Origin of the sequence: Clostridium manihotivorum (genome assembly GCF_004015185.1) — a bacterium.
Lineage (GTDB): Bacteria > Bacillota > Clostridia > Clostridiales > Clostridiaceae > Clostridium_AR > Clostridium_AR manihotivorum.
The window spans coordinates 4995035-5020701 of the sequence record NZ_CP025746.1; the positions used below are offsets into that span (position 1 = coordinate 4995035).

At 32.8% G+C, this 25667-nt stretch carries 26 protein-coding genes; 7 read left to right on the forward strand and 19 right to left on the reverse strand.

What is annotated here, in order from left to right:
• Positions 1 to 64 precede the first annotated feature (64 nt).
• Positions 65 to 1033: a YkvA family protein gene (locus C1I91_RS22435; protein ID WP_128214893.1), complete on the reverse strand. Its 969-nt coding sequence runs from the start codon at positions 1031 to 1033 to the stop codon at positions 65 to 67.
• Between the two features lie 191 nt (positions 1034 to 1224).
• On the opposite strand from C1I91_RS22435, the gene C1I91_RS22440 reads away from it, so the two are divergent.
• Complete coding sequence (locus tag C1I91_RS22440) at positions 1225 to 2994, forward strand: ATP-dependent metallopeptidase FtsH/Yme1/Tma family protein (protein WP_128214894.1); 1770 nt, start codon at positions 1225 to 1227, stop codon at positions 2992 to 2994.
• Between the two features lie 366 nt (positions 2995 to 3360).
• Here C1I91_RS22440 and C1I91_RS22445 read toward each other — a convergent pair whose 3' ends face one another.
• The 3 genes from C1I91_RS22445 to C1I91_RS22455 form a co-directional block, all read right to left on the reverse strand.
• Complete coding sequence (locus C1I91_RS22445) at positions 3361 to 4332, reverse strand: rhomboid family intramembrane serine protease (RefSeq protein ID WP_128214895.1); 972 nt, start codon at positions 4330 to 4332, stop codon at positions 3361 to 3363.
• Between the two features lie 251 nt (positions 4333 to 4583).
• Positions 4584 to 6383 carry an oligoendopeptidase F gene (pepF, locus tag C1I91_RS22450; protein WP_128214896.1) on the reverse strand — a complete coding sequence of 600 codons (1800 nt, stop codon included), beginning with the start codon at positions 6381 to 6383 and terminating at the stop codon, positions 4584 to 4586.
• Between the two features lie 45 nt (positions 6384 to 6428).
• A complete protein-coding gene (locus tag C1I91_RS22455; RefSeq protein WP_128214897.1) occupies positions 6429 to 6827 on the reverse strand; it encodes a DUF6762 family protein in 399 nt (132 codons plus the stop codon).
• Between the two features lie 553 nt (positions 6828 to 7380).
• On the opposite strand from C1I91_RS22455, the gene C1I91_RS22460 reads away from it, so the two are divergent.
• From C1I91_RS22460 to C1I91_RS22475, 4 genes are all read left to right on the forward strand, one after another.
• Complete coding sequence (locus C1I91_RS22460; RefSeq protein WP_128214898.1) at positions 7381 to 7755, forward strand: hypothetical protein; 375 nt, start codon at positions 7381 to 7383, stop codon at positions 7753 to 7755.
• A gap of 101 nt (positions 7756 to 7856) precedes the next feature.
• Complete coding sequence (locus C1I91_RS22465) at positions 7857 to 8537, forward strand: metal ABC transporter ATP-binding protein (RefSeq protein ID WP_128214899.1); 681 nt, start codon at positions 7857 to 7859, stop codon at positions 8535 to 8537.
• Position 8538: 1 nt separating this feature from the next.
• Positions 8539 to 9327, forward strand: a complete 789-nt coding sequence (locus C1I91_RS22470) for a metal ABC transporter permease (protein WP_128214900.1) — start codon at positions 8539 to 8541, stop codon at positions 9325 to 9327.
• Positions 9328 to 9348: 21 nt separating this feature from the next.
• Positions 9349 to 10329: a biotin--[acetyl-CoA-carboxylase] ligase gene (locus tag C1I91_RS22475; protein WP_128214901.1), complete on the forward strand. Its 981-nt coding sequence runs from the start codon at positions 9349 to 9351 to the stop codon at positions 10327 to 10329.
• 62 nt (positions 10330 to 10391) lie between these two features.
• Here the strand turns inward: C1I91_RS22475 and C1I91_RS22480 are convergent, their stop codons facing one another.
• The 14 genes from C1I91_RS22480 to C1I91_RS22545 all read right to left on the reverse strand — a co-directional run bounded on the left by C1I91_RS22480 (position 10392) and on the right by C1I91_RS22545 (position 21827).
• Positions 10392 to 11201, reverse strand: coding sequence for an acetyl-CoA carboxylase carboxyltransferase subunit alpha (locus tag C1I91_RS22480; RefSeq protein WP_128214902.1), 810 nt, complete (start codon positions 11199 to 11201; stop codon positions 10392 to 10394).
• Positions 11202 to 11217: 16 nt separating this feature from the next.
• Positions 11218 to 12078 carry an acetyl-CoA carboxylase, carboxyltransferase subunit beta gene (gene accD / locus C1I91_RS22485; RefSeq protein ID WP_128214903.1) on the reverse strand — a complete coding sequence of 287 codons (861 nt, stop codon included), beginning with the start codon at positions 12076 to 12078 and terminating at the stop codon, positions 11218 to 11220.
• A gap of 13 nt (positions 12079 to 12091) precedes the next feature.
• The gene (locus C1I91_RS22490) at positions 12092 to 13435 is read right to left on the reverse strand and encodes an acetyl-CoA carboxylase biotin carboxylase subunit (protein ID WP_128214904.1); all 1344 of its coding nucleotides are present in this window, start codon (positions 13433 to 13435) and stop codon (positions 12092 to 12094) included.
• A 21-nt stretch (positions 13436 to 13456) separates the two neighbouring features.
• A complete protein-coding gene (fabZ, locus tag C1I91_RS22495; protein WP_128214905.1) occupies positions 13457 to 13882 on the reverse strand; it encodes a 3-hydroxyacyl-ACP dehydratase FabZ in 426 nt (141 codons plus the stop codon).
• Positions 13883 to 13896: 14 nt separating this feature from the next.
• Positions 13897 to 14355: an acetyl-CoA carboxylase biotin carboxyl carrier protein gene (gene accB / locus C1I91_RS22500; protein WP_128214906.1), complete on the reverse strand. Its 459-nt coding sequence runs from the start codon at positions 14353 to 14355 to the stop codon at positions 13897 to 13899.
• A 6-nt stretch (positions 14356 to 14361) separates the two neighbouring features.
• Complete coding sequence (gene fabF / locus C1I91_RS22505) at positions 14362 to 15603, reverse strand: beta-ketoacyl-ACP synthase II (RefSeq protein ID WP_128214907.1); 1242 nt, start codon at positions 15601 to 15603, stop codon at positions 14362 to 14364.
• Between the two features lie 13 nt (positions 15604 to 15616).
• Complete coding sequence (gene fabG, locus C1I91_RS22510; protein ID WP_128214908.1) at positions 15617 to 16351, reverse strand: 3-oxoacyl-[acyl-carrier-protein] reductase; 735 nt, start codon at positions 16349 to 16351, stop codon at positions 15617 to 15619.
• Between the two features lie 14 nt (positions 16352 to 16365).
• On the reverse strand, positions 16366 to 17307 hold the full coding sequence (gene fabD, locus C1I91_RS22515; protein ID WP_128214909.1) for an ACP S-malonyltransferase: 942 nt from the start codon (positions 17305 to 17307) through the stop codon (positions 16366 to 16368).
• Between the two features lie 9 nt (positions 17308 to 17316).
• Positions 17317 to 18249, reverse strand: coding sequence for an enoyl-[acyl-carrier-protein] reductase FabK (gene fabK, locus C1I91_RS22520; protein WP_128214910.1), 933 nt, complete (start codon positions 18247 to 18249; stop codon positions 17317 to 17319).
• 16 nt (positions 18250 to 18265) lie between these two features.
• Positions 18266 to 18487, reverse strand: a complete 222-nt coding sequence (gene acpP, locus C1I91_RS22525) for an acyl carrier protein (protein ID WP_128214911.1) — start codon at positions 18485 to 18487, stop codon at positions 18266 to 18268.
• Positions 18488 to 18936: 449 nt separating this feature from the next.
• On the reverse strand, positions 18937 to 19914 hold the full coding sequence (locus C1I91_RS22530) for a beta-ketoacyl-ACP synthase III (RefSeq protein ID WP_128214912.1): 978 nt from the start codon (positions 19912 to 19914) through the stop codon (positions 18937 to 18939).
• Positions 19915 to 19916: 2 nt separating this feature from the next.
• Positions 19917 to 20384: a MarR family winged helix-turn-helix transcriptional regulator gene (locus tag C1I91_RS22535; protein ID WP_128214913.1), complete on the reverse strand. Its 468-nt coding sequence runs from the start codon at positions 20382 to 20384 to the stop codon at positions 19917 to 19919.
• Between the two features lie 353 nt (positions 20385 to 20737).
• Entirely contained in the window at positions 20738 to 21151 is a 414-nt protein-coding gene (locus C1I91_RS22540) for a Fur family transcriptional regulator (RefSeq protein ID WP_128214914.1), read from the reverse strand.
• 124 nt (positions 21152 to 21275) lie between these two features.
• Positions 21276 to 21827, reverse strand: coding sequence for a manganese efflux pump MntP (locus tag C1I91_RS22545; RefSeq protein WP_128214915.1), 552 nt, complete (start codon positions 21825 to 21827; stop codon positions 21276 to 21278).
• 300 nt (positions 21828 to 22127) lie between these two features.
• Between C1I91_RS22545 and C1I91_RS22550 the strand changes: the two genes are divergently transcribed.
• On the forward strand, positions 22128 to 23345 hold the full coding sequence (locus tag C1I91_RS22550) for a 6-phosphofructokinase (protein ID WP_205694247.1): 1218 nt from the start codon (positions 22128 to 22130) through the stop codon (positions 23343 to 23345).
• 69 nt (positions 23346 to 23414) lie between these two features.
• On the opposite strand, the gene C1I91_RS22555 is transcribed toward C1I91_RS22550, so the two are convergent.
• A complete protein-coding gene (locus C1I91_RS22555; RefSeq protein WP_128214917.1) occupies positions 23415 to 24719 on the reverse strand; it encodes an aminotransferase class V-fold PLP-dependent enzyme in 1305 nt (434 codons plus the stop codon).
• 330 nt (positions 24720 to 25049) lie between these two features.
• Here C1I91_RS22555 and C1I91_RS22560 point away from each other — a divergent pair, with 330 nt between their 5' ends.
• A complete protein-coding gene (locus C1I91_RS22560) occupies positions 25050 to 25544 on the forward strand; it encodes a hypothetical protein (protein ID WP_128214918.1) in 495 nt (164 codons plus the stop codon).
• Positions 25545 to 25667 lie beyond the last annotated feature (123 nt).

A 25667-nucleotide genomic window follows, 5' to 3' on the forward strand; every position in this document is an offset into this window, starting at 1 on the left:
CGTATTAAAACTGAGTTGAAATTTATATTACCAACTTGAAATGGTACACCCTTATGTGACTTTCTTAAATCTCTACAAGCTGATTTATTACATTATAAACCTTATCTATATTCTTAGCCGCAGTATATTTACTTAAATACTCAACTGCGCTTTTTAATATCTCTATAAATTCATTTTTTCCCTGCCAGTTTTCTAATATAACCTCTAAAGGCACATCCTCAACCACTCTATTTAATGCAAAGAAAACAACACCAAGATCATCTACTGACCCAATAAAAGGCAGTTTATCTGGGATAAAATCAAAAGGTAAAGTAACATACGCCATAGAAGCTACAAGACTTATTTTAGTCTTCTTAGGCACTCTCTTATCTTTTAATAACCTATATATCAATGCAACTATATCTGGTAGTATGAATATGTATTCAGAGTATTTCTCAAGCTTTTTAGGAAGCTTCTCAGCTACTTTATCTCTTTTCTCTGTATAACCATCTTTTACCTTCTCAATCTCTGATAAAACTATAGTCTGTGAAGAAGCTTCATCCTCAGCTATTGCTTCTTTTATATCCTCTGGCTCTTCTCCTATCCTCTTCATATCAATACTTGCAGAATCAATATCTGCCATAACAAAACCGTCTTTTAGGTTAAGCTTATTAATATTTAACTTAAGAAAAGGAACCAATCTCAAGATACTGTTTACATTTATCTTAACTATATTATCCTCTAAAGAGATACCCATATCCCCTAAACTTTTAAACGCAACCTTTAAAGCTAAGTTCTTTACAAAATTAAGTATACCTAACTTCATAACCTTAACGTTTGATATGTTTAAGGAAATAATATTATCACTAACTCCATATATTTCAACTTTACCCTTAAACTTAATATTTACTATTTTCTTAAAGTTTCCCTCTACCTCTATAGTATCCCTTATTTCTATATTCTCAAAACTTAGTCCTTCAACTTTTACAAAATCACTTATTATAGACATTATATCTTGTCCACTTATTCTAGCTGTAACTTGAGAAATTTGCATTCCCGCTCCCCCTCTTAACCTATGTTAATCTAACTTTCATTCATCTATTCAGTATACATTATTTACTATATTTTTTAAAGCCAAATCCACCATAACTTACATTGGCAAAAGTTATGATTTTGATTAGACATAAGATTTTAAAAAAGTATAATTTAAATTATGATAAATGACTATGGGGTAGGGGGATACCAATGAATAAATTAAAGAACAAGATTATTATTGTTCCTATTATTACAGCAATAATGTCTTTATTTGCGTTAATCTTTTACACTTATTATTTGCCTAGTACAAAAATGGAGAAGAATTATTCGGAATTTGTAAAGGACTTGGATTCAAGTACTGTTAGTAAGGTAAATATAAACGATTCAACAAAGCTTACAGTATACCTAAAAACTGGAGAAGTTTATATGGTTGAAAATCCAAATAGTCCAACTTTAAAGGAAACTTTGCTTACTAAAGGCATAGATGTGAAGAGTTCACTTACAGCTCCACTAGAGAAAACCATTCCTTCAACAATATTAACTATATCTATTTTTTCTATAATATTGATATCAGTTTATAGCGGCAGAGTATCAACCTCTTCTATGACAGTGGTGGAAGGAGCTGATGTTAAGGAAAATAATAAAAAAAGCTTTGGTTTTCACTCAATGGCAGGAAATGAGGAAGCTAAAGAAAGTGTTCAGGACATCGTAGACTTCTTAAAAAACCCAGAGAAATATCAAAAGTATGGTGCACGAATGCCAAAGGGAATAATACTATACGGGGAGCCTGGTACAGGAAAAACCCTTCTTGCAAAAGCAGTTGCAGGTGAAGCAAATGTACCGTTTTATGCTGTGAGTGGTTCTGACTTTGTTCAGATGTATGTAGGTGTAGGTGCTGCTAGAATAAGAAGTTTATTTAAAAAGGCTAAAGCTAACGGAAAAGCAGTTATATTTATTGATGAAATAGACGCTATAGGAAAAAGAAGAGATGGCGGTAAAGCCTCTGGAGGATCAGATGAAAGAGATCAAACGCTAAACGCTCTTCTCACAGAAATGTCTGGTTTCGGAGAACAAGAAGGTATAGTGATAATGGCTGCTACTAACAGATTAGATATCTTAGACCCAGCACTATTACGACCTGGAAGGTTTGACAGACATGTAGAAGTTATACTACCTGATGTAAATGCAAGAGAAAAGATACTTAAATTATATTTTAAAAATAAACCAGTTAGTGACAATATTGACCTTAGAAACTGGGCAAACAAGACAACTTACTTTTCAGGCGCAAAGCTTGAAAGTCTAGTTAATGAAGCAGCTATATTGGCCGCTAAAGACAATGCTTCTAATATAAGTGAAATTCATATGGACAAAGCTTTTTCAATAGTTATCGCAGGTCATGAAAAAGCTGATAGAAGTTCCATAAGAGAAATAGATAGAAAGATTACTGCTTACCACGAATCAGGACATGCTATAATTTCTCTTATAAAACTTCCTGAGGAAAAAATATCTAAGGTAACGATTATTCCAACTACAAAGGGGGCAGGCGGATATACTCTAACTATCCCCGAGGACTCTGCCTACAAGACTTATAGCTACCTAAGAAAGAGAATCATGGTTCTTCTTGGTGGTAGAGCTGCTGAGGAGATAATATTTGGCAGTGACAATATAACTACTGGTGCTTATAGTGATATAACTCATTCTACAAGCATGGCTAAGGATATGATATCTGAATATGGAATGGGTAAAAACTTAGGCTTACTTAAGATATCAAGTCTTGGAGAACTTGCTAATTCCTGTGGAACTTCTGTTGTGGAAGAGTGTAAGGCAATGATAGACGAATTGTACGAGGAAACTAAGCAGATATTGCTTGATAATATTGATAGGCTTCACAGTATGTCTCTATACCTTCTTGAAAATGAAACCCTATTTGAAGAAGACCTTGCTCGCGAAATGAGTAGTGATAAAGCACTTCAATCTTAACATTATATTTAAACCTCCTCTTCTTCACGAGGAGGTTTTTTTACTATTTATAAAAGTATATTTTTTGTTAGCCAAACCTAGTAATTTCAGAGGTCTATAAGAGTTATTTAGGAGAAGCAGTAAAAAAACAAATCTGATTTACATGACATATTCTCATCATATACACTGGGATAGTAACATTTCGCATAGTAAACACCCAACTTTATTTTGCAAACTATACCCGCCTTATAAATAGTAAAAAAGGACATTACTGTCCTCTATGATTGCTGATATCTTCTTATATACTTGTAATGGCGCTTCAGCTACTTTCATACAGTATAAAGCCTTAGTTTTAACAACATTATTTAACAGCACATGATATTAAAACTATGCCTGCTTTAACCTTCTTCTATCATATATCAGGAATGAAATAATTATTCCCCCTAGTAAACCTCCAAAGTGGCCAAAGTTATCTATGTTAGGAGTAGATATCCCAATCAAAACATTTAAGCCTATAACAGTGACCATCTCTCTTAAAAAGCCCTTTCCAATCTTATCTTTCTCTGTTAATCCAAATACAACTGCCGCTCCTAAAAGTCCAAATATTGCACCGGAAGCTCCTACAGATACCCCATAAGAAAATATATAACTTGTAAGAGTGGATAAGATTCCAGCGACAAAATATATAACTAAATATCTCCACTTTCCATATATCATTTCTATCATATTACCTAAACCATAAAGTGCGTACATGTTGAAAGCAATATGCATTAACCCTCCATGTAAGAACATAGCTGTTACCAATCTGTAGTACTGCCCTGCTTGTATAAGATCATTTTGCTTAGCTCCAAAATACACAAGCACATAACCGTTTATATCAAAAAAATCCCCTGATGCCAAAGCTGTTATTATGAACATAACTATATTTATAGCAATAAGTACAAAGGTTATCTTTGACTTTCCAGAAAAGTTAAATTTGTTTTGAGTACCGCCATTCATTTCTTTTATGCAGTTAACAACAAACTCTCCATTCCTTTCAAATCTTAGTACTTGATTATTATTTTTATCATATATAACTCTGGAATAAAATCTCTCCTCGTTATTGTTATAATTGCCTTCTGTTATAACTACATTTATTAAAGTAAAAGCTTCCCCTCTTTGCCTCAAATAATATCCTGCATACTCTGCACTAACTTCCTCATAACTCTCCTCTGAAACAATTACTGCATATACTCCATTATCAATATCTCTAATGGCAATCCATCTTTTCGTATTCATCGGTACACAGTCATATTCTTCTATAAAAAACCCTTGTTTCTGTACTAAATATTGCAGTACTGAGTTTTCATCAATTTTCATATTTTTCTCCTTAACAATTCAACTTATAATTCTCATCTTCAAAAGTAATACTATTTTGCATAATATTAATATCTAAACTATACTTCTTTATCTAAGCCTCGGATGACTGACCGCTTAATTTAAACAAGGTACTTTAACATCGCCTTTTTTTATTATATACATAAAAAGGATTGCCTAAGCAACCCTTTTTGGTCTATAGAAAAATAAAGTTATATTCTAACACAATATTTTTAAAATTTAATTTTAAATAACTATATTAACTCTTCTAGCATATCTAAAAGTTCATTAAATCTATTCACTGTAGCTTCAAGTGGGGCTGGAGTTGTCATATCTACTCCCGCTTTCTGAAGTACGTTTATTGGATAGTCTGAACCGCCTGCTTTTAAGAAACCTTTATACTTTTCAACAGCTGTTTCCCCATTTTCTAATATGTTTTTAGCAAAAGCAGATGCAGCTGCGTAGCCAGTAGCATATTGATAAACATAGAAATCTCTATAGAAGTGAGGTATTCTTGCCCACTCAATATCAATTTCCTCATCAACCACCATGTCTGGACCAAAATATCTTGTATTTAAATCATGCCATAAACTATTGAACTCTTTAGCAGTTAATGCCTCTCCTTGTTCAACTAATTCATGAGTTTTAAGTTCAAACTCTGCAAACATAAGCTGTCTAAATACAGTGGTCCTTATCTGCTCTAACTCTTGATTAACAAGGTAAAGCTTCTTATTCTTATCTTGCTCTTTATCAATCAAATGATGTATTAGAATTATCTCATTTGTTGTAGAAGCAACTTCTGCACAGAATAAAGTGTAGTTTGAATAGATGTATGGTTGATTCTTAGAAGAATAATAAGTATGGATCGAATGGCCCATTTCGTGAGCTAGTGTTGAAACATCATTTAATGAATAATTATAGTTTAAAAGCACATAAGGCATTGTATCATAGGTTCCACTAGAATAAGCTCCGCCTCTTTTACCTTTATTCTCAAACACGTCAATCCATCCACTGGCAATTCCTTCTTGGAATATTCCTAGGTACTCTGCACCTAGAGGATTCAACCCTTCTGTTACCATATCTACCGCTTTATCATACTCTATACGTTCCTTCTCTATATCAACTACTGGAACATATAGATCATACATATGAATTTCATCTAAACCTAAAAGCTTTTTCTTTAAAGTAACATATCTATGCAGTGAGTTTAGGTTATTATTAATAGTGTCAACAGAGTTCTTATATACTTCTAGTGGTATATCATTAGGGTTCAAAGACGCATCTAATGCACTTGCATACTTTCTAACTCTTGCATTAAATATAAAATTCTTTATTGAAGAAGACAATGAAGCTGATAAAGTATTCTCTAGTCCCTTATATTCATTGAATAAAGCTTTGAAAGCAGCTTCTCTTACGCTTCTATCCTTACTCTTTATAAAACTAGAATAATTACCTTCTGTAAGCTCTACATCATCTCCATCCTCGTCTTTTATGACAGGGAAAGTCATGTCTGCATTGGTAAGCATATTAAATATATTTGAAGGTGCATCTAGGCAGTCAGAAACTGAAGCTAGAACCTCTTCCATTTCCTTGGTAAGTATATGTGGCTTTTCTTTTAAAATATTTTTTAATAGGAAATCATATACCTTAAGTTCAGAATTCTCTTCTAAAAACTTTTCTATTGTTCCATCAGGTAAGGATAATAACTCAGGTTCAAAGAAAGCTAAGTAGCTAGCAAGTTCAGCAAAATATGAATCTATCTTACTTTTTAAAGTTTGGAACTCAGGATTAGAAGTATCTTCATCAGCTCTCAAATGAGCATATATCATGAGTTTCTCTGCTTTCCTTACTATCTCTTCGTTAAGCTTTAAAAAGTTCTCTAGCTCCTTACTACTATTTAACTTTCCTTCATAAGTCCTAGTCTCTAAAGCTTCCTCTTTTAAGCTCTTAAAATCAGCTTCCCACTGCTCTGTGCTATTATATATCTTTTCAACCTTCCATTTATGTTTTAAATCAATTTCATCTCTTTTTTTAAGACTTTTTACTTCTCCCATATATAACAACTCCTCTCAAAATTTATACCTTTTATCTATAATCAATTATTTATATTCTTCTTCTTTCCCTTTAATATCCTCGAAAACCTTCTCTATCTTCTCTTTTATTATGGTACATAGCTCATTAATCACTGCTCTAGTTTCTTCGTGATCCTTATCATAAGGGAACTTTACAAGCCAAGTTGGATTGTATTCATCATCTTTTTCCTTTATATCATACCCAATCTCTTCAAAAGCTTCGATTTCAAAAAGATCGTATATCGCTGAATATTCCCATTCTTCTACATCTCTATTCGTATCAAAATATAGACTTACTTCATTGTCTATGCAATATAATTTTGTAACATATATAGCACCGTCATTTACAGCATAGCTTCCTAATTCACTTATTATGTTTCCTGTCTCTTTATCTTTTTCTATTAATACTAATGATGAAAAATCCATAATGTTCTTCCTTTCAGAATGTAAAAAATTATAAATATATTATATTGTTATAATAACCACTTTTTCAAGTAATCTCATACATTTTCTTAAAATAAATCCTTTTATATGTTCTAAAAAGCTATTTTACTTATGTTATTGGATTTAACCATTAATGCATCCTGTTTAAATTAAGCTTTTAGTCATCCCATGCTTTATTTTATACAAAGAAAAAATATATTTTTATCTATATGAATAAACTATCCTTAAATTATTTTATCCATTAATTTTTTCAACTATGAATCATATTTTAAAGAAATCTATGCCTTTATTTATTTTACATAATTTGGTAATATATCTTTGTCGCTTTAATTTTATTAGTTACTAGGACAGAATAAATCTTTCTCCTAGCGGATATAATTCTTCAATTTGAAATTTATCTTTCTAACTCCTCTTGGTTCAGGAGAATATTTTAAAAATATATTTTTTATTTACGAAGCGGTAAGCCTATATAAATTATTAATAAAAAATCCAAAGAAGTTTAATGTTTCAGAAATAGCCATAAGTGGAGGTTAAAATGAAAAATACATCTTTATCAAAAAAACGTCAAAAAGCAAACATAAGAAAAATATCAATTGTATCTCTAATAATAGTAATTATATTAGTCTTAATTAGAATTAATTATGTAAATTCTAGGTGTAAGGATATAAATTACGCTATAGACTACTATATGACAAGTGGTATTTTCAATAATAATAAGGTACTTGCGGTTAACGGAATGAAGCTTACATTTTCTGATGATAATAAAACTATAGCTGAAGTAAGCGGTCTTTATTATGAAGCCCCTCACTTTAGGAAAAAATATCAGATTTCACTTTCTAAAAATAAGGGCAAAATGTGGACTTTAGATTATATAAAGGATATTACGGATGATATTAACAAAAACAATTAAAAATTTTTATACATTTCAAGTTTTTATCTTGTCCTTTTATTGCAAACCATTTGCATTTAGTTGTATAATAAAGTTTAGATTATAAAACGGAGCTGATAAATTTGATAAATATAAAGGATTTGTGTTTTTCATATACAGGAAAAGAACCGTATATTTTAAACAATATAAACTTGAATATCCCGAAGGGTACCTTTGTTTCAGTAATAGGTCCAAATGGTAGTTCTAAGACTACCTTGGTTAAGTTAATGTTGAATCAACTTTCCCCTACAAAGGGTAGCATAAAACTTTCAACAAACAAAATAGGATATGTGCCCCAAAAAGTAGACAGTTTTAATTCACAGTTTGCGATAACAGTAAAAGAAGTACTGTCCTGTCATGCTAACGCACTAAAAATAAGTGATAAAGCTTCAATTAATAAGGCTTTAGAAAAAGTTAATATGCTTAAGTACTCCAATAAACTTATTGGCGCCCTTTCTGGCGGCCAGCAGCAAAAGATATTTATATCTAGAGCTCTTATGGGAGAACCAGAACTTCTATTTTTAGATGAATTGAGCACTGGAGTAGATCACTTATCTCAAAAAGAGATATACGAGTTAATTAGGAAATTAAACCAGGAGCATAATATAACAGTAATTTCTGTAGAGCATAATCTTAGAATGGCTGTGGAGTATTCTACTCATATTCTTGAATTATACGAAGGTTCTGCAACCCTATACAATGTAAATGAATATAAAAAAATAATAAATGATAGTAAAATTTACTTGGATAGGAAGGTAGAATAGTATGTTTGAATTCGAATTTATGAGGAATGCCTTTCTAGCAGGGATTATGATTTCTCTTTTATGTCCTTGCATAGGTTTATTCTTAGTGTTAAAGAGATATTCCATGATTGGAGATACGCTTTCTCATTCTTCCTTTGCAGGAGTTGCAATAGGTTTAGTCTTTGGCTTTAATCCAATTATTACTGCATTTATATTTACCTCAGTATGTGCTATTGTCATAGAACTGTTAAGAGATTACTTTAAAAAATACGCTGAGCTTGTAATGTCTATAATCTTAACACTGAGTCTAGGCATAGCCATTGTGCTTATTAGCACCGGTAAGGCTAGTGCTAAGGTTAATAGTTATCTATTTGGAAGTATCTTAACCGTTTCAAAAAGCGATCTTACACTTATTGTTATCATAGGTATAATTTGCTTTGCAACTATTGCATTATTATATAAAAAATTAATTTATACTACTTTTGATGAAGAAGGTGCCAAGGTTTCTGGAATTAATGTTAAGCTTATAAATTATATTTTCACTTTGATAGTAGGTGCTACAATATCTGTTTCAATCAGAGTTATGGGCATCCTGGTTATATCATCTATTATTGTAGTGCCAGTGGCAACAGCTATGCAATTGAAGAAAGGCTTTTCATTAACATTAGTATTTTCAATGCTTTTCGGTTTTATAGATATATTAGTTGGACTTTTCGCTTCATACATATATAACTCTGCTCCAGGGGGAACCATAGCATTAACATCAGTAGCTTTATTGATAATTGTCCTTATATTGTTTAAGAGAGAATAATTTTTAGAATTTAGGTGTTATATGAAAGATAAAATTTTAGGAATACTAAAAGAAAATGATGATTTTGTTTCAGGTGAATTAATTTGTAAAGAGTTCGGAATAACTAGATCTGCCATATGGAAATATATAAAAGCTTTAAAAGAGGAAGGCTATGATATTCAATCCTTCACTAAAAAGGGCTATAAGCTTATAAATTGTCCAGATCATCTAAGTAAGCCTGAATTAAAACCTTATTTAAAAAACAGTAATTTAATTAAAGATATACTTTATTTTGAGTCCATTGACTCTACAAATACTTATGCAAAAAAAGTAGCTAACGATGCCTTAGATGGTACTTTAGTAATAGCTGAAGAACAGACCTTAGGTAAAGGTCGTTTTGATAGAACTTGGATATCACCCAAATACAAAGGTATCTGGAGTTCTATAATATTAAAACCAGATATAGATCCAATCTTAGTCACTAGAATAACTCAAATTGCAGCTGCTTCGGTATATCTAGCAATATCTGAGCAAGGTTTGTCTCCTAAGATAAAATGGCCAAATGATATTATACTAAATGGCAAAAAGATTGGTGGTATATTAATTGAGATGAGCTGTGAGATGTCTCAGATAAACTATATAGTAGTTGGAATTGGTCTTAACATCAACTTAGACCAAGAAGATTTCCCTGAAGAAGTAATGGACAAGGCGACTTCTTTAAAGCTAGAAGCTTCTAAAAATATAGACAGAAAAGTTATCTTAGCTGACATAATTAAAAACTTTGAAGCTCTTTATAAGGATTTTTTAGTATCTGGTTCTATAAGTGCAGCCTTGGAAATATGTAAAGTGAACTCTTCTGTTTTAGGTAAGGAAATAAAGATATTACATAGAGGTACTGAGACTTATGCAACAGCTGCAGACCTTAACGAAGATGGAAACTTAATAGTAACCTATGAAGATGGAAGCATAAAACCTCTTTTCTCAGGTGAGGTTTCTGTTAGAGGAATAAATTCGTATACATAGTTTATTATAATTCAAAAGCTAAAAGACATTAATGAAATTTACATTAATGTCTTTTTATACTACTATATATAGTCAAATTCGCCATATTTTCTAAACCTTCTGTATCTAAACTCAAGAAGTTCTTCTTTTGATTTTTTTCTTAATACTCTAAGTTCTTTTATGAGATTATCCTTCATTGACTTACTTACAAGTTCAACATCTTTTTGAGCTCCACCCTTAGGTTCTTTTATTATTTTATCGATAACTCCCATCTCATATAAATCTAAAGAGGTTATCTTCATAACTTCCGCAGCCTCTTTAGCTCTTTTAGAATCCTTCCATAAGATAGAGGCAAAACCTTCAGGTGAAAGAATCGAGTATATAGAGTTTTCCAACATCCAAACTCTATCAGCTAGACCTAAAGCTAAAGCACCACCGCTTCCACCTTCTCCTATAACTATAGATATTATAGGAACATTAATTCCTGCCATCTCAATTAAGTTCTTTGCTATGGCTTCACCTTGACCTCTTTCTTCTGCTCCAACTCCACAAAAAGCTCCTTTGGTGTCTATAAGGCATATTATAGGCCTGTTAAACTTTTCAGCTAGCTTCATATGTCTTAAAGCCTTCCTATAACCTTCTGGATTTGGACTTCCAAAGTTTCTTTCTATATTTTCCTTAATATCTCTTCCCCTTTGTATGCCTATTATGGTAACAGCTTCTCCATCCAGTCTTCCTATACCACTGACAATTGACTTATCATCTCCAAAGGATCTATCTCCATGCAATTCAATAAAAGAAGTAAATATTCTATTAATATAATCTAAAGCAGTAGGTCTATCAGCCATACGCGCTATCATCAATCGTTCCCATGCACTTAATACTTCACTCATAAAGTCACATCCTTAATTAACATCCATGAAGTGAAAGAAGCAGTGATAAAGTTTCTTTCATTTCTTCTCGCTTCACGATTTTATCGATAAAACCATGCTCTAATAAAAATTCAGAAGTTTGGAATTCATCAGGTAATTTTTGCTTTATTGTTTGCTCTATTACTCTTCTTCCTGCAAAGCCTATAAGAGCTTTAGGCTCAGCTAGTATTATATCACCAAGGCTAGCAAAAGATGCGGTAACTCCCCCTGTAGTTGGGTCTGTAATAACTGATATATATAATAAACCTGCCTCATCATGTCGCTTCAAAGCAGCACTTGTTTTCGCCATTTGCATTAATGAAATAATACCTTCTTGCATTCTTGCCCCACCAGAGCAAGTAAAGATAATTATAGGTTCTTTTCTAGCTGCAGCAATCTCTATGGCCTGAGTAATCTTTTCACCTACTACAGACCCCATGCTTCCCATCATAAAGTTGCTATCCATAACAGCCAAAACGATGCCTGACCCATTAATCTTTCCAAGACCTGTAGTTATTCCATCTGTAATACCTGATTTTTCTTGACTTTCAATAAGTTTTTCTTTGTACCCAGGAAAGTTCAATGGATTCTTAGCAATCATTCCATTGTTAAATTCCTTAAAAGTACCTTCATCCACTATAGATCTTATTCTCTCTTCTGCAGACATTCTAAAATAACCACCGCAGTTAGTACAAATCTTGTGGTTTTCATCTATTTCCTTTTTGTATATGATTTTACCACAAGAATTGCATTTAACCCACATTCCATCAGGAATTGCTGGTTGTATTTCGTCTTCTTCTTTGTTATTTTCCACGTTCATAGGAACAGTAAAATATCTTTTCTTTTTAAACAATCCCATAAGCTTTCACCTATTATTTAATTATTTCCTTATTTATAAATCCTGTATCAAAGTTTCCTTCTATAAATTTCGGATGATTTAAGATTTCTAATTGAAAGTCTATATTATTTTCTATACCATCTATTGTAAACTCCCATAAGGCTCTTTTCATCTTTTCTATAGCTTCTTCTCTAGTTTTTCCATAAACTATTAATTTAGCTATCATTGAGTCATAATATGGAGGTATGACATATCCATTAAATACAGCACTGTCTATTCTTACCCCATTTCCTCCTGGCATGAAAAGGAAATCTATCTTACCTGGTGAAGGTGCAAAGTTTCTATGAGGATTTTCAGCATTTATTCTACATTCTATGGCATGACCTTTTATCTCTAACTGCTCTTGAGATATTAAAAGCTTTTCCCCTGATGCAATTCTTATTTGCTCTTTTACTAGATCAATTCCTGTAACCATTTCTGTTACTGGATGTTCTACCTGTATTCTAGTGTTCATTTCCATAAAGTAAAATCTGCCATGTTTGTCTAGAAGAAATTCTATAGTGCCTGCATTCTTGTAGTTTACTGCCTTAGCAGCTTTTACTGCCGCTGCTCCCATTCTCTCACGTAATTCTCTATCTAAAATTACTGATGGAGCTTCTTCTAGTACCTTTTGGTTTCTTCTTTGAAGCGAGCAATCTCTTTCACCTAAATGAATCACACTACCGTATTCATCACCTAAGATTTGAAATTCAATATGTCTTGGATTTTCTATGAACTTCTCCATATAAATCCTGTCATCTCCAAAATTAGCTTTGGCTTCACTCTTAGCAGTTTCATAGGCTTTTTCTAGCTCTTCTTCTTTATTAACTATTCTTATACCTTTTCCACCGCCACCAGCAGAAGCCTTAACCATAACCGGATAACCTATGTTTTCAGCACTTTTAAAGGCTTCCTCTATGCTTTCAATAATGCCATCTGTACCTGGTACTACAGGAACCCCTGCCTCAACCATCACTTCTCTAGCTCTTGATTTGTCACCCATCATCTCTATAGTTTCAGGAGATGGGCCTATGAACTTTATGTTGCATTCTTCACACATTCTTGCAAACACAGAGTTTTCAGATAGGAATCCAAAACCAGGATGTATAGCTTGAGCACCTGTAAGTACAGCAGCACTTATTATATTACCCATATTTAGATAGCTGTCCTTTGACTTAGCAGGTCCTATGCAAACTGCTTCATCTGCAATTTCAGCATGCAAAGCTTCTCTGTCAGCCTCAGAATACACAGCTACAGTTTCAATTCCCATCTCTCTACATGCTCTTATTATTCTTACTGCTATCTCGCCTCTATTTGCTATAAGTATCTTTCTTATCATTTAATCACCTCAATTAAGGAATTACTCTCCTATAGCGAACATAAACTCGCCTTCTACAGCTACTTCATCACCTACGTAGCCTATTCCTTTTCCTATACCAACTTTACCCTTTGATTTAATTATTTCCACTTCTAATCTTAAGGTATCTCCTGGGACAACGTTTCTTCTAAATTTAACCTTGTCAATTTTTCCAAAATATGCAGTTTTCCCTTTGTTTTCTTCAACTGAAAGCAATGCAACAGCACCTGCTTGAGCTATTGCTTCTACCATCAAAACTCCTGGCATTACTGGGTGACCTGGAAAATGTCCTTGAAAGAACCATTCATTCATTGTAACATTTTTTATTGCCACTGCTCTCTTTCCTATTTCAAGCTCCACCACTTGATCAATGAATAGGAATGGATATCTATGTGGTATTATTTCCTGTATTTGCTTTATATCTAGCATAAAATCTGCCCCCATTATTTAATTCTGAATAACTTTTGGCCGTATTCTACCATTTGTTCATTAGAAACTAGCACTTCAGCTACTTCTCCATCAATTTCACTCTGTATTTCATTCATTATCTTCATAGCTTCTATAATACAAAGTACGTCACCTTTTTTAACCTTATCTCCAACCTTTACATAAGCCGGCTTATCTGAACCTGCTGATGTGTAGAAGGTTCCTACTATTGGGGAGTTAACATAAGTTCCTCCCTTAACTTCTGGTTCTTCTATAACTTGTTCTGTCTTACTTTCTGATATATATTCTAGTTTACTAGCTTCAACAGCTTTTATTTCCTTTGTTGTTGAGGTCTTTGGAGTACCATTGCCTTCTTTACTCATCTTCAAGGAAACTCCATCAAACTCCATTTCAAAATTAGTCAAATCAGAAGAGTTAATTATTTTTATCAATTCTTTAATTGAACCATAATCCATAAAATATTACCTCTCAGTCCATTTTTTAAATAGCAGTACTCCATTATGACCACCAAATCCTAAGGAATTTGAAAGTACATAATTGACTTCTGCATGTCTTCCTTCATTAACTACATAGTCTAAGTCGCAATCTTCATCTGCATTCTCATATCCTATTGTAGCTGGTATGAAATCTTCTTCCATAGCCTTAACTGCAACTATAGCTTCTATAGCACCTGCAGCTCCCAAAAGATGACCTGTCATTGATTTTGTTGAACTAATAGCTACCTTATAAGCTTGCTCTTCAAATAATCTTTTTATAGCTATTGTTTCAAATTTATCGTTGTATGGTGTACTTGTTCCATGAGCATTTATGTAACTAACCTCTTCTTTAGCTATACCGCCTTCTGCTATAGCTAGTGCCATAGCTCTTGCAGCACCTTCTCCATCTGGTGATGGTGACGTCATATGATATGCGTCGCAGGTAGTTCCATAACCAACTACTTCACCATATATTTTAGCGCCTCTTTCTATAGCATGCTCTAACTCTTCAAGGATTAATATACCTGCTCCTTCACCCATTACAAAACCTTCTCTGTCCTTGTCAAAAGGTATAGATGCTCTCTTAGGGTTTTCATTCTTAGATAGAGCATTCATTGATGCAAAGCCTGCAATTCCAAGAGGAGTAATTGAAGCTTCAGCTCCTCCTGTTATCATTATATCACTATATCCAAATTTTATATTCCTAAAGGCTTCTCCAATAGAATTTGTTCCACTTGCACAAGCAGTAACTACTGATGTACATATACCTTTTGCTCCAAATCTTATAGCTATATTTCCTGCAGCTATATTTGATATAGACATAGGTATGAAAAATGGTGAAACCCTAGATGGTCCCTTTTCATGAAGCTTTATAGTCTGTTCTTCTATAGTTGAAAGACCTCCTATACCTGCTCCTACTATTACTCCTAGTCTTTCTCTGTTTACCTTATCAAGGTCAAGTTTTGAATTTTCTACAGCCTGTTGAGCTGCAGCCAATGCAAACTGGCAGAATCTATCCATTCTTCTAGCTTCTTTTTTATCTATATACTCTTCTGGTATGAAGTTCTTAACTTCTGCTGCTAATCTTACTTTTTGTTCTGTAGTATCAAAGGCTTTTATTTCATCAATTCCACATACGCCTTCCTTTATACCCTTCCAAAAAGAGTCAACACTGTTGCCTAAAGGAGTTATTGCTCCCATTCCCGTTACTACAACTCTTCTTTCCATATTTACACCATCCTTACATAACCATTCCGCCATCTACATTTATAACCTGGCCAGTAATATAATTTGATAAATCACTTGCTAAAAATCCCACAAGATTAGCTACATCCTCTGTTGTTCCTAACTTTTTTAGAGGTATGGTACTTAAAGTAGCTTCTTTTACTTTGTCTGATAATGCTTCTGTCATGTCTGTCTCTATAAATCCTGGAGCTACAGCATTACAAGTAACTCCTCTAGATGCAAGCTCTCTTGCAACTGATTTTGTAAGTCCTATAACACCAGCCTTTGAAGAAGCATAGTTTGCTTGACCTGCATTACCAGTTATACCAACAACAGAAGTTAAATTTATTATCTTTCCGCTTCTTTGTTTCATCATTATTGAAGACGCTGATCTTATAGTATTGAAGGTACCTTTAAGATTTGTGTTTATAACACTATCAAAATCTGCGTCTTTCATTCTCATTAATAGTCCATCTTTAGTTATACCTGCATTATTTACAAGTATATCTACTGAGCCAAATTCACTATGAGCTGTTTTTATAAGCTTATCGGCATCTTCACTATTGGATATATCACCTTGAACTCCTATTGCATTTACGCCTAAAGCTCTTATTTCGTTTAAAACCTCTTCTATAGAGCTGCTTCTATAATTAACAACTATATTAGCACCCATCTCAGCAAGTTTTAAGGCAATTGCCTTGCCTATACCTCTACTTCCTCCAGTAATGACTGCAGTTTTTCCCTTTAACATGAATTCACACCCTCCTAGCCATTTAACTTGCTTAATCCATCTATTGTTTTATCCAAAGACTTTATATCTTCTACATTAAATACATTTACACTTCTATCTATTTTCTTTAAGAATCCACTTAAGGCACGACCTGGACCTACTTCTATAAACGTATCTACGCCATCCTTAATCATAAGTCTTATAGATTCTTCCCATTTTACAGAACTCATAACCTGATTAACCAATAAAGCTTTTACTTCATCAGAAGAAATTACATACTCTGCATTAACATTGCTAATAATAGGAGTATTAAATTGTGTTAACTCTATATTATCTAGCTCAACTGATAACTTTTCACTGGCAGGTTTCATCATTGATGTATGAAATGGTCCACTTACAGTTAATGGTACAACTTTCTTTGCACCTTTTTCAACAAGTAATGCACCACATTTTTCTACTGCATCTTTTTCTCCAGCTATAACTATTTGTCCTGGACAGTTATAGTTAGCAACTTCAACTATACCAAACTGTTTGCTTTCTTCAACACATGCATTTAAGGCTTCTGTTTCCATACCAAGTACTGCAGACATAGCACCTATACCTAGTGGAACAGCTTCTTGCATATATGAGCCTCTCTTTTTTACCAAAGTAACTGCATCATTAAAGTTTATAGTTCCTGCAGCTACGTGAGCAGAGTACTCACCTAAGCTTAAACCTGCAACCACATCGTATTTTATGCCTTTTTCTTCTATCACTTTAAGTGCAGCAATAGATGTAGTTAATATGGCTGGTTGCGTATTCTCTGTTTTATTAAGCTCTGTATCTGGTCCTTCAAAGCAAATTTCTTTTAGTGAAATTCCTAGAACTTTGTCGGCTTTATCAAAAACTCTCTTTGCAGAGTCATAATTATCATATAGTTCTTTTCCCATACCAACATACTGAGCACCTTGACCGGAAAATAATAATGCTATCTTCATTTTGTCCTCCTAGCTAAATTGTGCTATAAGAGAATCATATTTTTCAAACATCTCTTTTATGATTTCTTCACAACTTTGTTCTTTTGATATCATACCAGCTATTTGGCCTGCCATAAATGAGCCTTCATCTGGATTGCCTTCAACTACAGCTTTTGCTAAAGCTCCACGGCCTAGTTCATCGTAAGCCTCAGAAGGTGCATTTTCTTTCTCAAGACTTTCAAACTTTTTCGCTAGCTTATTCTTTATTACTTGAACTGGATGACCAGTGGCTCTTCCTGTAATTACTGTATCTATATCCTTAGCTTTTATAACTATATCTTTATAGTTTTGATGTATTGTACATTCTTTGGCTACTAAAAATCTAGTACCAACCTGAACACCCTTTGCTCCTAACATAAAAGCAGCTGCAATACCTCTTCCATCTCCAATTCCGCCAGCGGCTATAACTGGAATATTAACGGCATCCACTACCTGAGGTACTAATGCCATTGTAGTAAGCTTACCTACATGACCACCTGATTCACAGCCTTCTGCAATAACTGCATCAGCTCCGCTTCTTTCCATTCTCTTTGCTAAAGCTACAGACGGTACAACAGGAATTACCTTTATACCATGACTCTTCCACATCTCAACGTACTTTCCTGGATTGCCGGCACCAGTAGTCACTACCTTTACGCCTTCTTCACAAACTACTCTTGCAAGTTCATCAGCATTTGAACTAAGCAGCATTATATTTACACCAAAAGGCTTATCTGTTAATTGCTTAGCCTTTCTTATCTGTTCTCTAACATGATCAACTGGTGCATTTGCTCCAGCTATTATACCTAGACCTCCAGCATTAGACACAGCAGATGCCAAAGAAGCATCTGCTACCCATGCCATACCCCCTTGAATGATAGGGTATTTTATATTTAGAAGTTCACATATATCTGCTTTAATCATATTTCCCTCCTAAGTTTTAAACTCTTTCTTCTATAAAACTAACTGCATCTCCAACTGTCTTTATAACTTCTACATCTTCTATCTTCACGTTAAATTCTTCTTCTAAATCCATTATTATTTGAAATAAATCTAATGAATCTGCTCCCAAATCCTCTTGAAATGTTGTTTCTAAAGTTATAGTTTCTGCGTCAACTCCTAATTGTTCTACTATTACCTCTTTTATTTTTTCAAATACCATTACTTTTTCCTCCTAATATCTTTGATGTTTTATTATTATCTGACTGGATAAACTTCGATTTGTCTATAAGGAGTTCCTATATCGAAACTCAATTTATACTTGTTCGAAAATCACGGATTCTGGGGATTATCGTGCATGTATAAATTGATAGTTGAGTTAGGAACTCTATAGATGTACAACTTCCTAATAAAATTTATATTCTCGGATTTAAGTGGTACATCTTAAATTTAAAATAACTGATATAATTGCATAAAAACATATATTTATAAAATCATATAAACATATAGTAATAATCAGGTTTCTAAAGCTATTCCTTTAGAAACTTCTAGATCTATATTGAATTAATTTAGTAAATATTAATGCTAAGTATAAGTTTTATCAAGTCAGTAATTTTATATTATGAATATTAACTAAAACTATTTGTATACTTGAAACCTAATCAGAGCTTATTACCATTGTAAGTATATAGCTCCCCAAGTTAGACCACCACCAAAACCAACAAGTACAAGCTTATCGCCTTCCTTTAGCAATCCTTCTCTATTTGCTTCATCTACCGCTAATGGAATAGATGCAGCCGATGTGTTTCCATATTTATTTAGATTTATAAAGAATTTTTCTTTCGGCATATCTAATTTTTTAGCTGCCGCATCTACTATTCTAAGATTGGCTTGATGAGGGAATATATATTTCAGCTCATCCAATCCTGTACCAGACTTTTCAAGAACTTCTTTTACTGCTTGGGGAATAGTATTTACTGCAAATCTAAATATTTCTTTCCCATCCATATGTATGTTAATGTCTTGTTCTTCTTTAGCTTCTTTAACATATGGATTTTTAGTAATGAACTCTCCGCAAGTAAGCGAGCTTCTTCCTAAGGTTCCGTCTGAACCTAAAATTGAACTTATGATTCCTTTAGTTTCACTCTTCTTAAGAACCACAGCTCCTGCTCCATCTCCAAAAAGCACACAGGTACTTCTATCTTCCCAGTTAACAATCCTTGATAGAACTTCAGCTCCTATAACTAAAGCTGTTTGTTCCTCCCCAGCTCTCATAATTTTATCTGCCACAGATAAAGCATATATGAAACCTGAACATGCCGCACTTACATCAAATGCATAAGCTTTCTTTGCTCCAATTATATCCTGCACTATACATGCAGTTGAAGGTGTAAAGCAATCTGGAGTAGTAGTAGATACTACTATCAAGTCTATATCCATCGCAGTTAATCCTGCATTTTTTATAGCCTCAATTCCTGCTTTTGCAGCTAAAGAAGAAGTATTTTCTCCTTCTGATACCCTTCTTTCTCTAATTCCAGTCCTAGAGCTTATCCACTGGTCATCAGTTTCAACTATCTTTGATAAATCATCATTAGTAACTACGTTGCTTGGTGCATAACTTCCTGTTGATATTATCTTTGTATAAATCATAACTACTCCTTGCTTTCCTTATTGAATAAATCATATGTATTTCTGCAAAACACACTTAGCTTTTCCAGTGCATGAATAAGTACCGCTTCTTCTTGTTCTGATAAGTCAGTTACTGTTGCCTTTACCATCTCCAAGTGAAACTTTTCATGAATTCTATAAAGTAACTTACCCTTTTTGGTAAGACTAATCTTCACAACTCTTCTATCTTCTTCAGATCTTATTCTCTCCACATAACCTTTCTTAACAAGATTATTTATAGCAATAGTCAGGGTGCCAACTGTAATACTTAATTGTTTTGCCACCTCACTCATACTCTTTGAGTCATAGTACCCTATGGCCTCAATGGTATGAACCTCAGTTATGGAAACATCATTAAATTTACCTGACTTTAGAGCATACTCCTCTATGTTTAAAATCTCATTAAAAATATCTACCAGTAAAGAGTTGATAATACTATGAGTATTATTCATATTGCCTCCTAATATATTTTGATAATCAAACTTTTTTATATTCAAAGTATATGGGAATTATTTATATCAGTCAATAGAGAGTTTTTAATGATATGTGCTCAAAATTACATATTTAATCCATTTAATTAAAAATAGCTATGATTATTTCACTTTTATATAGCGAAAATAATCATAGCTTTATATTATTCCTAATATATTAAAAATTTATTCACAATTTTATTAATATACTTCAATAGTTAACTTACTAACTATACGTATTATTAACAGAATTTATCTGCGGTTTAATTAGTTTTTTTAATTATTACAACCACACTAAAAGTATTGTGCTAATTAATAATTAATTAACACTTATTTTACTTTTTATCCTTACATTCTTCACAAATACCTTTAAGCATCAATTTATGTTCTGTAAGTACAAAGCCAGTTTGATTCTTTAAAAGCTCTTCTACTTGCTGCATAGGACAAGGCACTTCTATTTGTTTATGACACTTGGAACACTCAAGCTTATGCATGTGCTTATTTTTTCTGATAGTAAAGGAATACTTACCATTGCCTAAATCAAACTTTTCTATTATCTCTTTCTCTTCAAATATTTCTAAGGTCCTATACACTGTTGAAAGATTTATATCCATACCGATATTTCTGCATTTATCATAAATGAAATCTGCAGATATACTAGAATCATTGTCAGAGAGAATTTCGTATATGGCTATCCTACTCTTTGTTACCTTTATTCCTTTTTCATTTAAGTATTCGCCAATTCTCATATTCTACTCCTAACATTTTTCTTTAATTATATCATATAATATGGTGTTTTCAACATATGGTGCCATATATAATTCTAAACTTATTACGCCAGCCTCTTACATAAGATGGTTGTCCATTTATTAATTATGAAAATATCATCTTTAATCCAAATAACAAAAGAATTATTCCACCTATGTAGTCTGCATACTTCGAGATTAACTCTATCCTTCTCATATACCTTGAAAGAAAAAAAGCGCATATACTAAGGAATAACGTAACTATCCCAATGGTAACGGAACTAACAACTATCATATAAAACTTCTCCATATGATGAAAAACTGTAAACCCTACAACCAAAGCATCTATACTCACAGAAATGCCTAATACAAGGTACATTTTTGGATTTAAAAGTAGGCACTGATCTTTCTGCTCCATACCATCCTTTATCATAAACACTCCAGTAAAGGCAATTATCATTCCACCAATTATATTAGGTATAGATGTTATGTAGTGCTCAAACAACACTCCAAAATAAATTCCTAAAAAAGATAGTAGAAATTGAAAAAATCCAAAGGATATAGCAAATACCACTTTGTTGTATCTTTTCACGCTGGAATTTATCCCTATACTCAATGCGATAGCCGATGCATCCATAGCTAATGCAATGGAAACAATGATTAAACAATTAATATCCATAGTTTGTCCCTCTTTTCTTCATAGATCAAAATATCTTATCATAAATAAGATTTGTTTTTCTGCATAAAATGTTATTTATGGATAAGCGAGAAATAAGCAAAATCTTCATAATATTATATTTAGGAAACAATTCAATTATTACTAAATATAATTATGAGATAATTCTAAATATATAAACTATATCTTTTTTGATTAATGGGGTTTATATCAGTTATATTTTATAGTATAGTATTCATTGTACGTATTATTTATCGAAATAGTATAGCACATTTAAACTAAGTAGTACAAAGGAGAGATATAATGAATTGTATTGTTGCCCAATCAGGTGGTCCAACTTCAGTTATAAATTCTAGTGTTTTTGGTTTAGTTGAGGCTAATAAAGAATTAAAAATCTATGATAATGTTTATGCTGGACTAAATGGCATAGAAGGAATCTTAAATAAGAACATAATAAATTTATCTGCAATGGATAGTAATGAACTTGATACTTTTAGAAGAACTCCATCTTCAGGCTTAGGTTCTTGCAGATATAAGCTTAAGGATTCTTCCTTATGTGAAGATGAATATATTTCACTTATGTCAATACTTAATGAGCTTAATATTAAGGCATTCTTCTATATAGGCGGAAATGATTCTATGGATACTACTGCTAAGCTTAGCAAATATGCGAAGGAACATGGTATTGATATCAAATTTATTGGTATTCCAAAAACTATTGATAATGATTTGATGTTTACAGATCATACCCCTGGCTTTGGTAGTGCAGCAAAATTCATAGCTACTTCTGTACTGGAAACTTATCTTGACTCAACAGTATATATAGATAATGGTATATTTATATTAGAAACTATGGGAAGAGACACTGGATGGTTAGCTGCTGCTGGAGCACTAGCTACTGTAGATGGTAGAAGAGCAGCGGACTATGTATATCTTCCTGAGGTCGCTTTTGATAAAGTAAAGTTTATAAATGATGTAAGAGAAACCTTTATGAAAAATAATCATGTTTATATAGTAGCATCAGAGGGACTAAGAGATGAAACAGGCAGCTTCTTAACAGCCTCTTCACTTGGAGCTAATCACGATAAGTTTGGACATACCCAACTTGGTGGAGTTGCTCATTACCTTCGTACTTTAATAATAGATGCTGGAATTACAAGTAGAGTAAAGACTTTAGAGCTTGGTGTACTTCAAAGATGTGCAATGCACTCTGCTTCGAAGATTGATTTTGAAGAAGCTCACATGGTAGGAAGAGACGCCCTTAAATACTCTGCAGAAGGCTACACTGGTTATATGGTTGCTATAAAGAGAAGTGAAGGTAACGATTATAGTTCTTCTTCTTTCTTAATAGAAGCAGATAAAGTAGCCAATAAGGTTAAGTATTTCCCATTAGATTGGGTAAACAGTGAAGGTAATAATATAACTGAAGAGGCAATTGCTTACCTTAAGCCTCTAGTTTTTGATATACCTGAACTTAAATTCTCAGATTCACTTCCACAATATAAAGTATTTAGAAGTTAGTTAAAATACTTCTTTAAAGCCTCCCATTACTTTGGGAGGCTTTAATAATATCTGCCTTCTGATTATCTTCTATTTATAGAGATTCTTTCTTATTATAAACTCTAAAACATTCAAAAATTCATTAATCTCATTTATAGAATTGTACATACCAAAGCTTATCCTAACCATCCCTGGCTTTCCTTCATCGGTTCCATGGATAAACTTTATTACTTCCTTATCACTAACACCCAACAACCTCTTTGCATAGGGTTGTGCACAAAAGCAACCACTTCTAACAGCTATTCCCCTTAAATCTGATAGCCTTGAAGCTAATTCCTCATGATACATATCTCTTAAATTGATAGATATCAAGCCAAGTTTATTTTTATCTTCTATATCTCCATAGGTAATAACATCCGGCATGGTTCTAAGACCTTCAATCATATAATCTCTGAGAAGCTCTTCATGTTCCTCTATATTAGAAAAGCCAATCCTATTGAATTCGTAGATAGCTGCTACAAGTGCTATAACTCCAAGCACATTAGGAGTCCCCGCCTCATCTCTCTCAGGGGCATCTAACCAATAAATCTCGTCATCTGTAACAATATCAACTGTTCCTCCACCTTTTAAAAATGGTACCTTATTATTAAATTCATCTTTCTTACCAACTATTGCCCCACTTCCAAAGGGTGCATACATCTTATGTGCAGAAAACACCAAATAGTCTATATCATCGTCATCATTCACATAATTCATATCTACTTTTTTATGTGGCACCAATTGTGCACCATCGACTATTATTTGGGCACCATATTTATGAGCAATACTTGCTATTCTATGAATGTCATTTACATAACCAGTAACATTGGAGGCTCCTGTTACACTAACTAATTTTATACTTCCATTAGCTTTAACAAGTTTTTCTTCAAAATCCGCTACTTTAAGTTTACCACTATGATCCACTTCAACATATTCTACTGAACATCGCTCTCTCCAGGGTAAATCATTTGAATGATGTTCCATTCTTGTGGTTAAAACAATATCTTTCTTATCAGTTACCAAAGTATCAGCTAATACATTTATACCTTCGGTAGTATTTTTTACAAATATAACAGTATAGTCATCTCTATTGATGAGGTTAAAAAACTTCAGCACTTCATCTCTTGCTTCATTATAGAGCTCAGTACTTATTTTCGACTTATACCCCTTACCTCTTCCTATGGATCCATAAAGAGGTAAAAATTTATTTACGCAGTACAAAACTCTTTTTAATGGTGGTGTAGTAGCAGCATTATCAAAATTAATAGGAGTTATATTTCTTCCATTGGCTAATGGAACAGCTTGTTCTATACCTACAAACAATTCTCTAAAGTTCATTTCTCTTTTTCTCATCATAACAAACTCCCTCCAATATATACTATTCACACTTTAGCCTAATGTCCATAAAACTCCCTATATTCTTTCTGCTGATAAACTAATTATTTCAAAGAAATAAAATCATCAATTAAATACTATTGTTTATATTACTGTTTTAACTTAGGCTATGTTTAATAATATTTTTAAAAATTTCAACACAGTACTTTAACATAGCCTTAACTTCAAGGTCAGATATAATAAGCAACTTTAGTTTTATCATTACCCAATGTAAATTTATATGAAATTAATGAAATATTCGTATATATATCACATATACTTAATAAGAGTTTTATTTGGAGGTATTATTAAGTGAATAAACCAGTTTATGATGATTTAAACTTTGAACCTTTTAAAAGTGAGTATGAATCTTCCTTTCCTGATGCTCCAATACCACTTTACGAAAGTTCCAACATATTTACAGACAAATTTATTCCATTTTCAGATACACCGGCTCAATTTTCTGAAAATCTATACTTAGGCAATTTGAATAACAGATCAGCTCTAGGCGATACTTTTAATAAAGTGAAGCTTTCTTCTACTTATTGGTTCAACTCACTGTTCAATAACTCGACAGAAATAAACGGAGGCTATGTTCCTGTTCCGCTTCATCTATTCGAAGACTTAGATAAGGATTTTGATGATAAAATAGTGGGTGAAAAAATAAATCAAATATTAAATCAAATTGAGCTCAATAATGATTCAATAATCAAAAGTTTGGCTGCTTATAAGATCCCTGCACCAGTATATAGATTGATTATAAAAAAAGTAATCTATCTGTCCTTACAATACAATTCAAATGAATAGAATTAATGAAAAACTCACTGAAGCGATTTTTCTTCAGTGAGTTTTTTTGCGCATCTGCCTTTTCTGAACGTATGTGAAGAAATTCTGGCAGGCGACATAATTTTATTTTTTACTGTTAACCCT

Excerpts from the sequence above, each read along its gene's own strand:
- C1I91_RS22435 (WP_128214893.1), bottom strand. The coding sequence starts at position 1,033 with ATGCAAATTTCTCAAGTTACAGCTAGAATAAGTGGACAAGATATAATG.
- C1I91_RS22440 (WP_128214894.1), top strand. The coding sequence starts at position 1,225 with ATGAATAAATTAAAGAACAAGATTATTATTGTTCCTATTATTACAGCA.
- C1I91_RS22445 (WP_128214895.1), bottom strand. The coding sequence starts at position 4,332 with ATGAAAATTGATGAAAACTCAGTACTGCAATATTTAGTACAGAAACAA.
- pepF (WP_128214896.1), bottom strand. The coding sequence starts at position 6,383 with ATGGGAGAAGTAAAAAGTCTTAAAAAAAGAGATGAAATTGATTTAAAA.
- C1I91_RS22455 (WP_128214897.1), bottom strand. The coding sequence starts at position 6,827 with ATGGATTTTTCATCATTAGTATTAATAGAAAAAGATAAAGAGACAGGA.
- C1I91_RS22460 (WP_128214898.1), top strand. The coding sequence starts at position 7,381 with ATGAAAAATACATCTTTATCAAAAAAACGTCAAAAAGCAAACATAAGA.
- C1I91_RS22470 (WP_128214900.1), top strand. The coding sequence starts at position 8,539 with ATGTTTGAATTCGAATTTATGAGGAATGCCTTTCTAGCAGGGATTATG.
- C1I91_RS22475 (WP_128214901.1), top strand. The coding sequence starts at position 9,349 with ATGAAAGATAAAATTTTAGGAATACTAAAAGAAAATGATGATTTTGTT.
- C1I91_RS22480 (WP_128214902.1), bottom strand. The coding sequence starts at position 11,201 with ATGAGTGAAGTATTAAGTGCATGGGAACGATTGATGATAGCGCGTATG.
- accD (WP_128214903.1), bottom strand. The coding sequence starts at position 12,078 with ATGGGATTGTTTAAAAAGAAAAGATATTTTACTGTTCCTATGAACGTG.
- C1I91_RS22490 (WP_128214904.1), bottom strand. The coding sequence starts at position 13,435 with ATGATAAGAAAGATACTTATAGCAAATAGAGGCGAGATAGCAGTAAGA.
- fabZ (WP_128214905.1), bottom strand. The coding sequence starts at position 13,882 with ATGCTAGATATAAAGCAAATACAGGAAATAATACCACATAGATATCCA.
- accB (WP_128214906.1), bottom strand. The coding sequence starts at position 14,355 with ATGGATTATGGTTCAATTAAAGAATTGATAAAAATAATTAACTCTTCT.
- fabF (WP_128214907.1), bottom strand. The coding sequence starts at position 15,603 with ATGGAAAGAAGAGTTGTAGTAACGGGAATGGGAGCAATAACTCCTTTA.
- fabG (WP_128214908.1), bottom strand. The coding sequence starts at position 16,351 with ATGTTAAAGGGAAAAACTGCAGTCATTACTGGAGGAAGTAGAGGTATA.
- fabD (WP_128214909.1), bottom strand. The coding sequence starts at position 17,307 with ATGAAGATAGCATTATTATTTTCCGGTCAAGGTGCTCAGTATGTTGGT.
- fabK (WP_128214910.1), bottom strand. The coding sequence starts at position 18,249 with ATGATTAAAGCAGATATATGTGAACTTCTAAATATAAAATACCCTATC.
- acpP (WP_128214911.1), bottom strand. The coding sequence starts at position 18,487 with ATGGTATTTGAAAAAATAAAAGAGGTAATAGTAGAACAATTAGGAGTT.
- C1I91_RS22530 (WP_128214912.1), bottom strand. The coding sequence starts at position 19,914 with ATGATTTATACAAAGATAATATCAACAGGAAGTTATGCACCAAGCAAC.
- C1I91_RS22535 (WP_128214913.1), bottom strand. The coding sequence starts at position 20,384 with ATGAATAATACTCATAGTATTATCAACTCTTTACTGGTAGATATTTTT.
- C1I91_RS22540 (WP_128214914.1), bottom strand. The coding sequence starts at position 21,151 with ATGAGAATTGGCGAATACTTAAATGAAAAAGGAATAAAGGTAACAAAG.
- C1I91_RS22545 (WP_128214915.1), bottom strand. The coding sequence starts at position 21,827 with ATGGATATTAATTGTTTAATCATTGTTTCCATTGCATTAGCTATGGAT.
- C1I91_RS22550 (WP_205694247.1), top strand. The coding sequence starts at position 22,128 with ATGAATTGTATTGTTGCCCAATCAGGTGGTCCAACTTCAGTTATAAAT.
- C1I91_RS22555 (WP_128214917.1), bottom strand. The coding sequence starts at position 24,719 with ATGATGAGAAAAAGAGAAATGAACTTTAGAGAATTGTTTGTAGGTATA.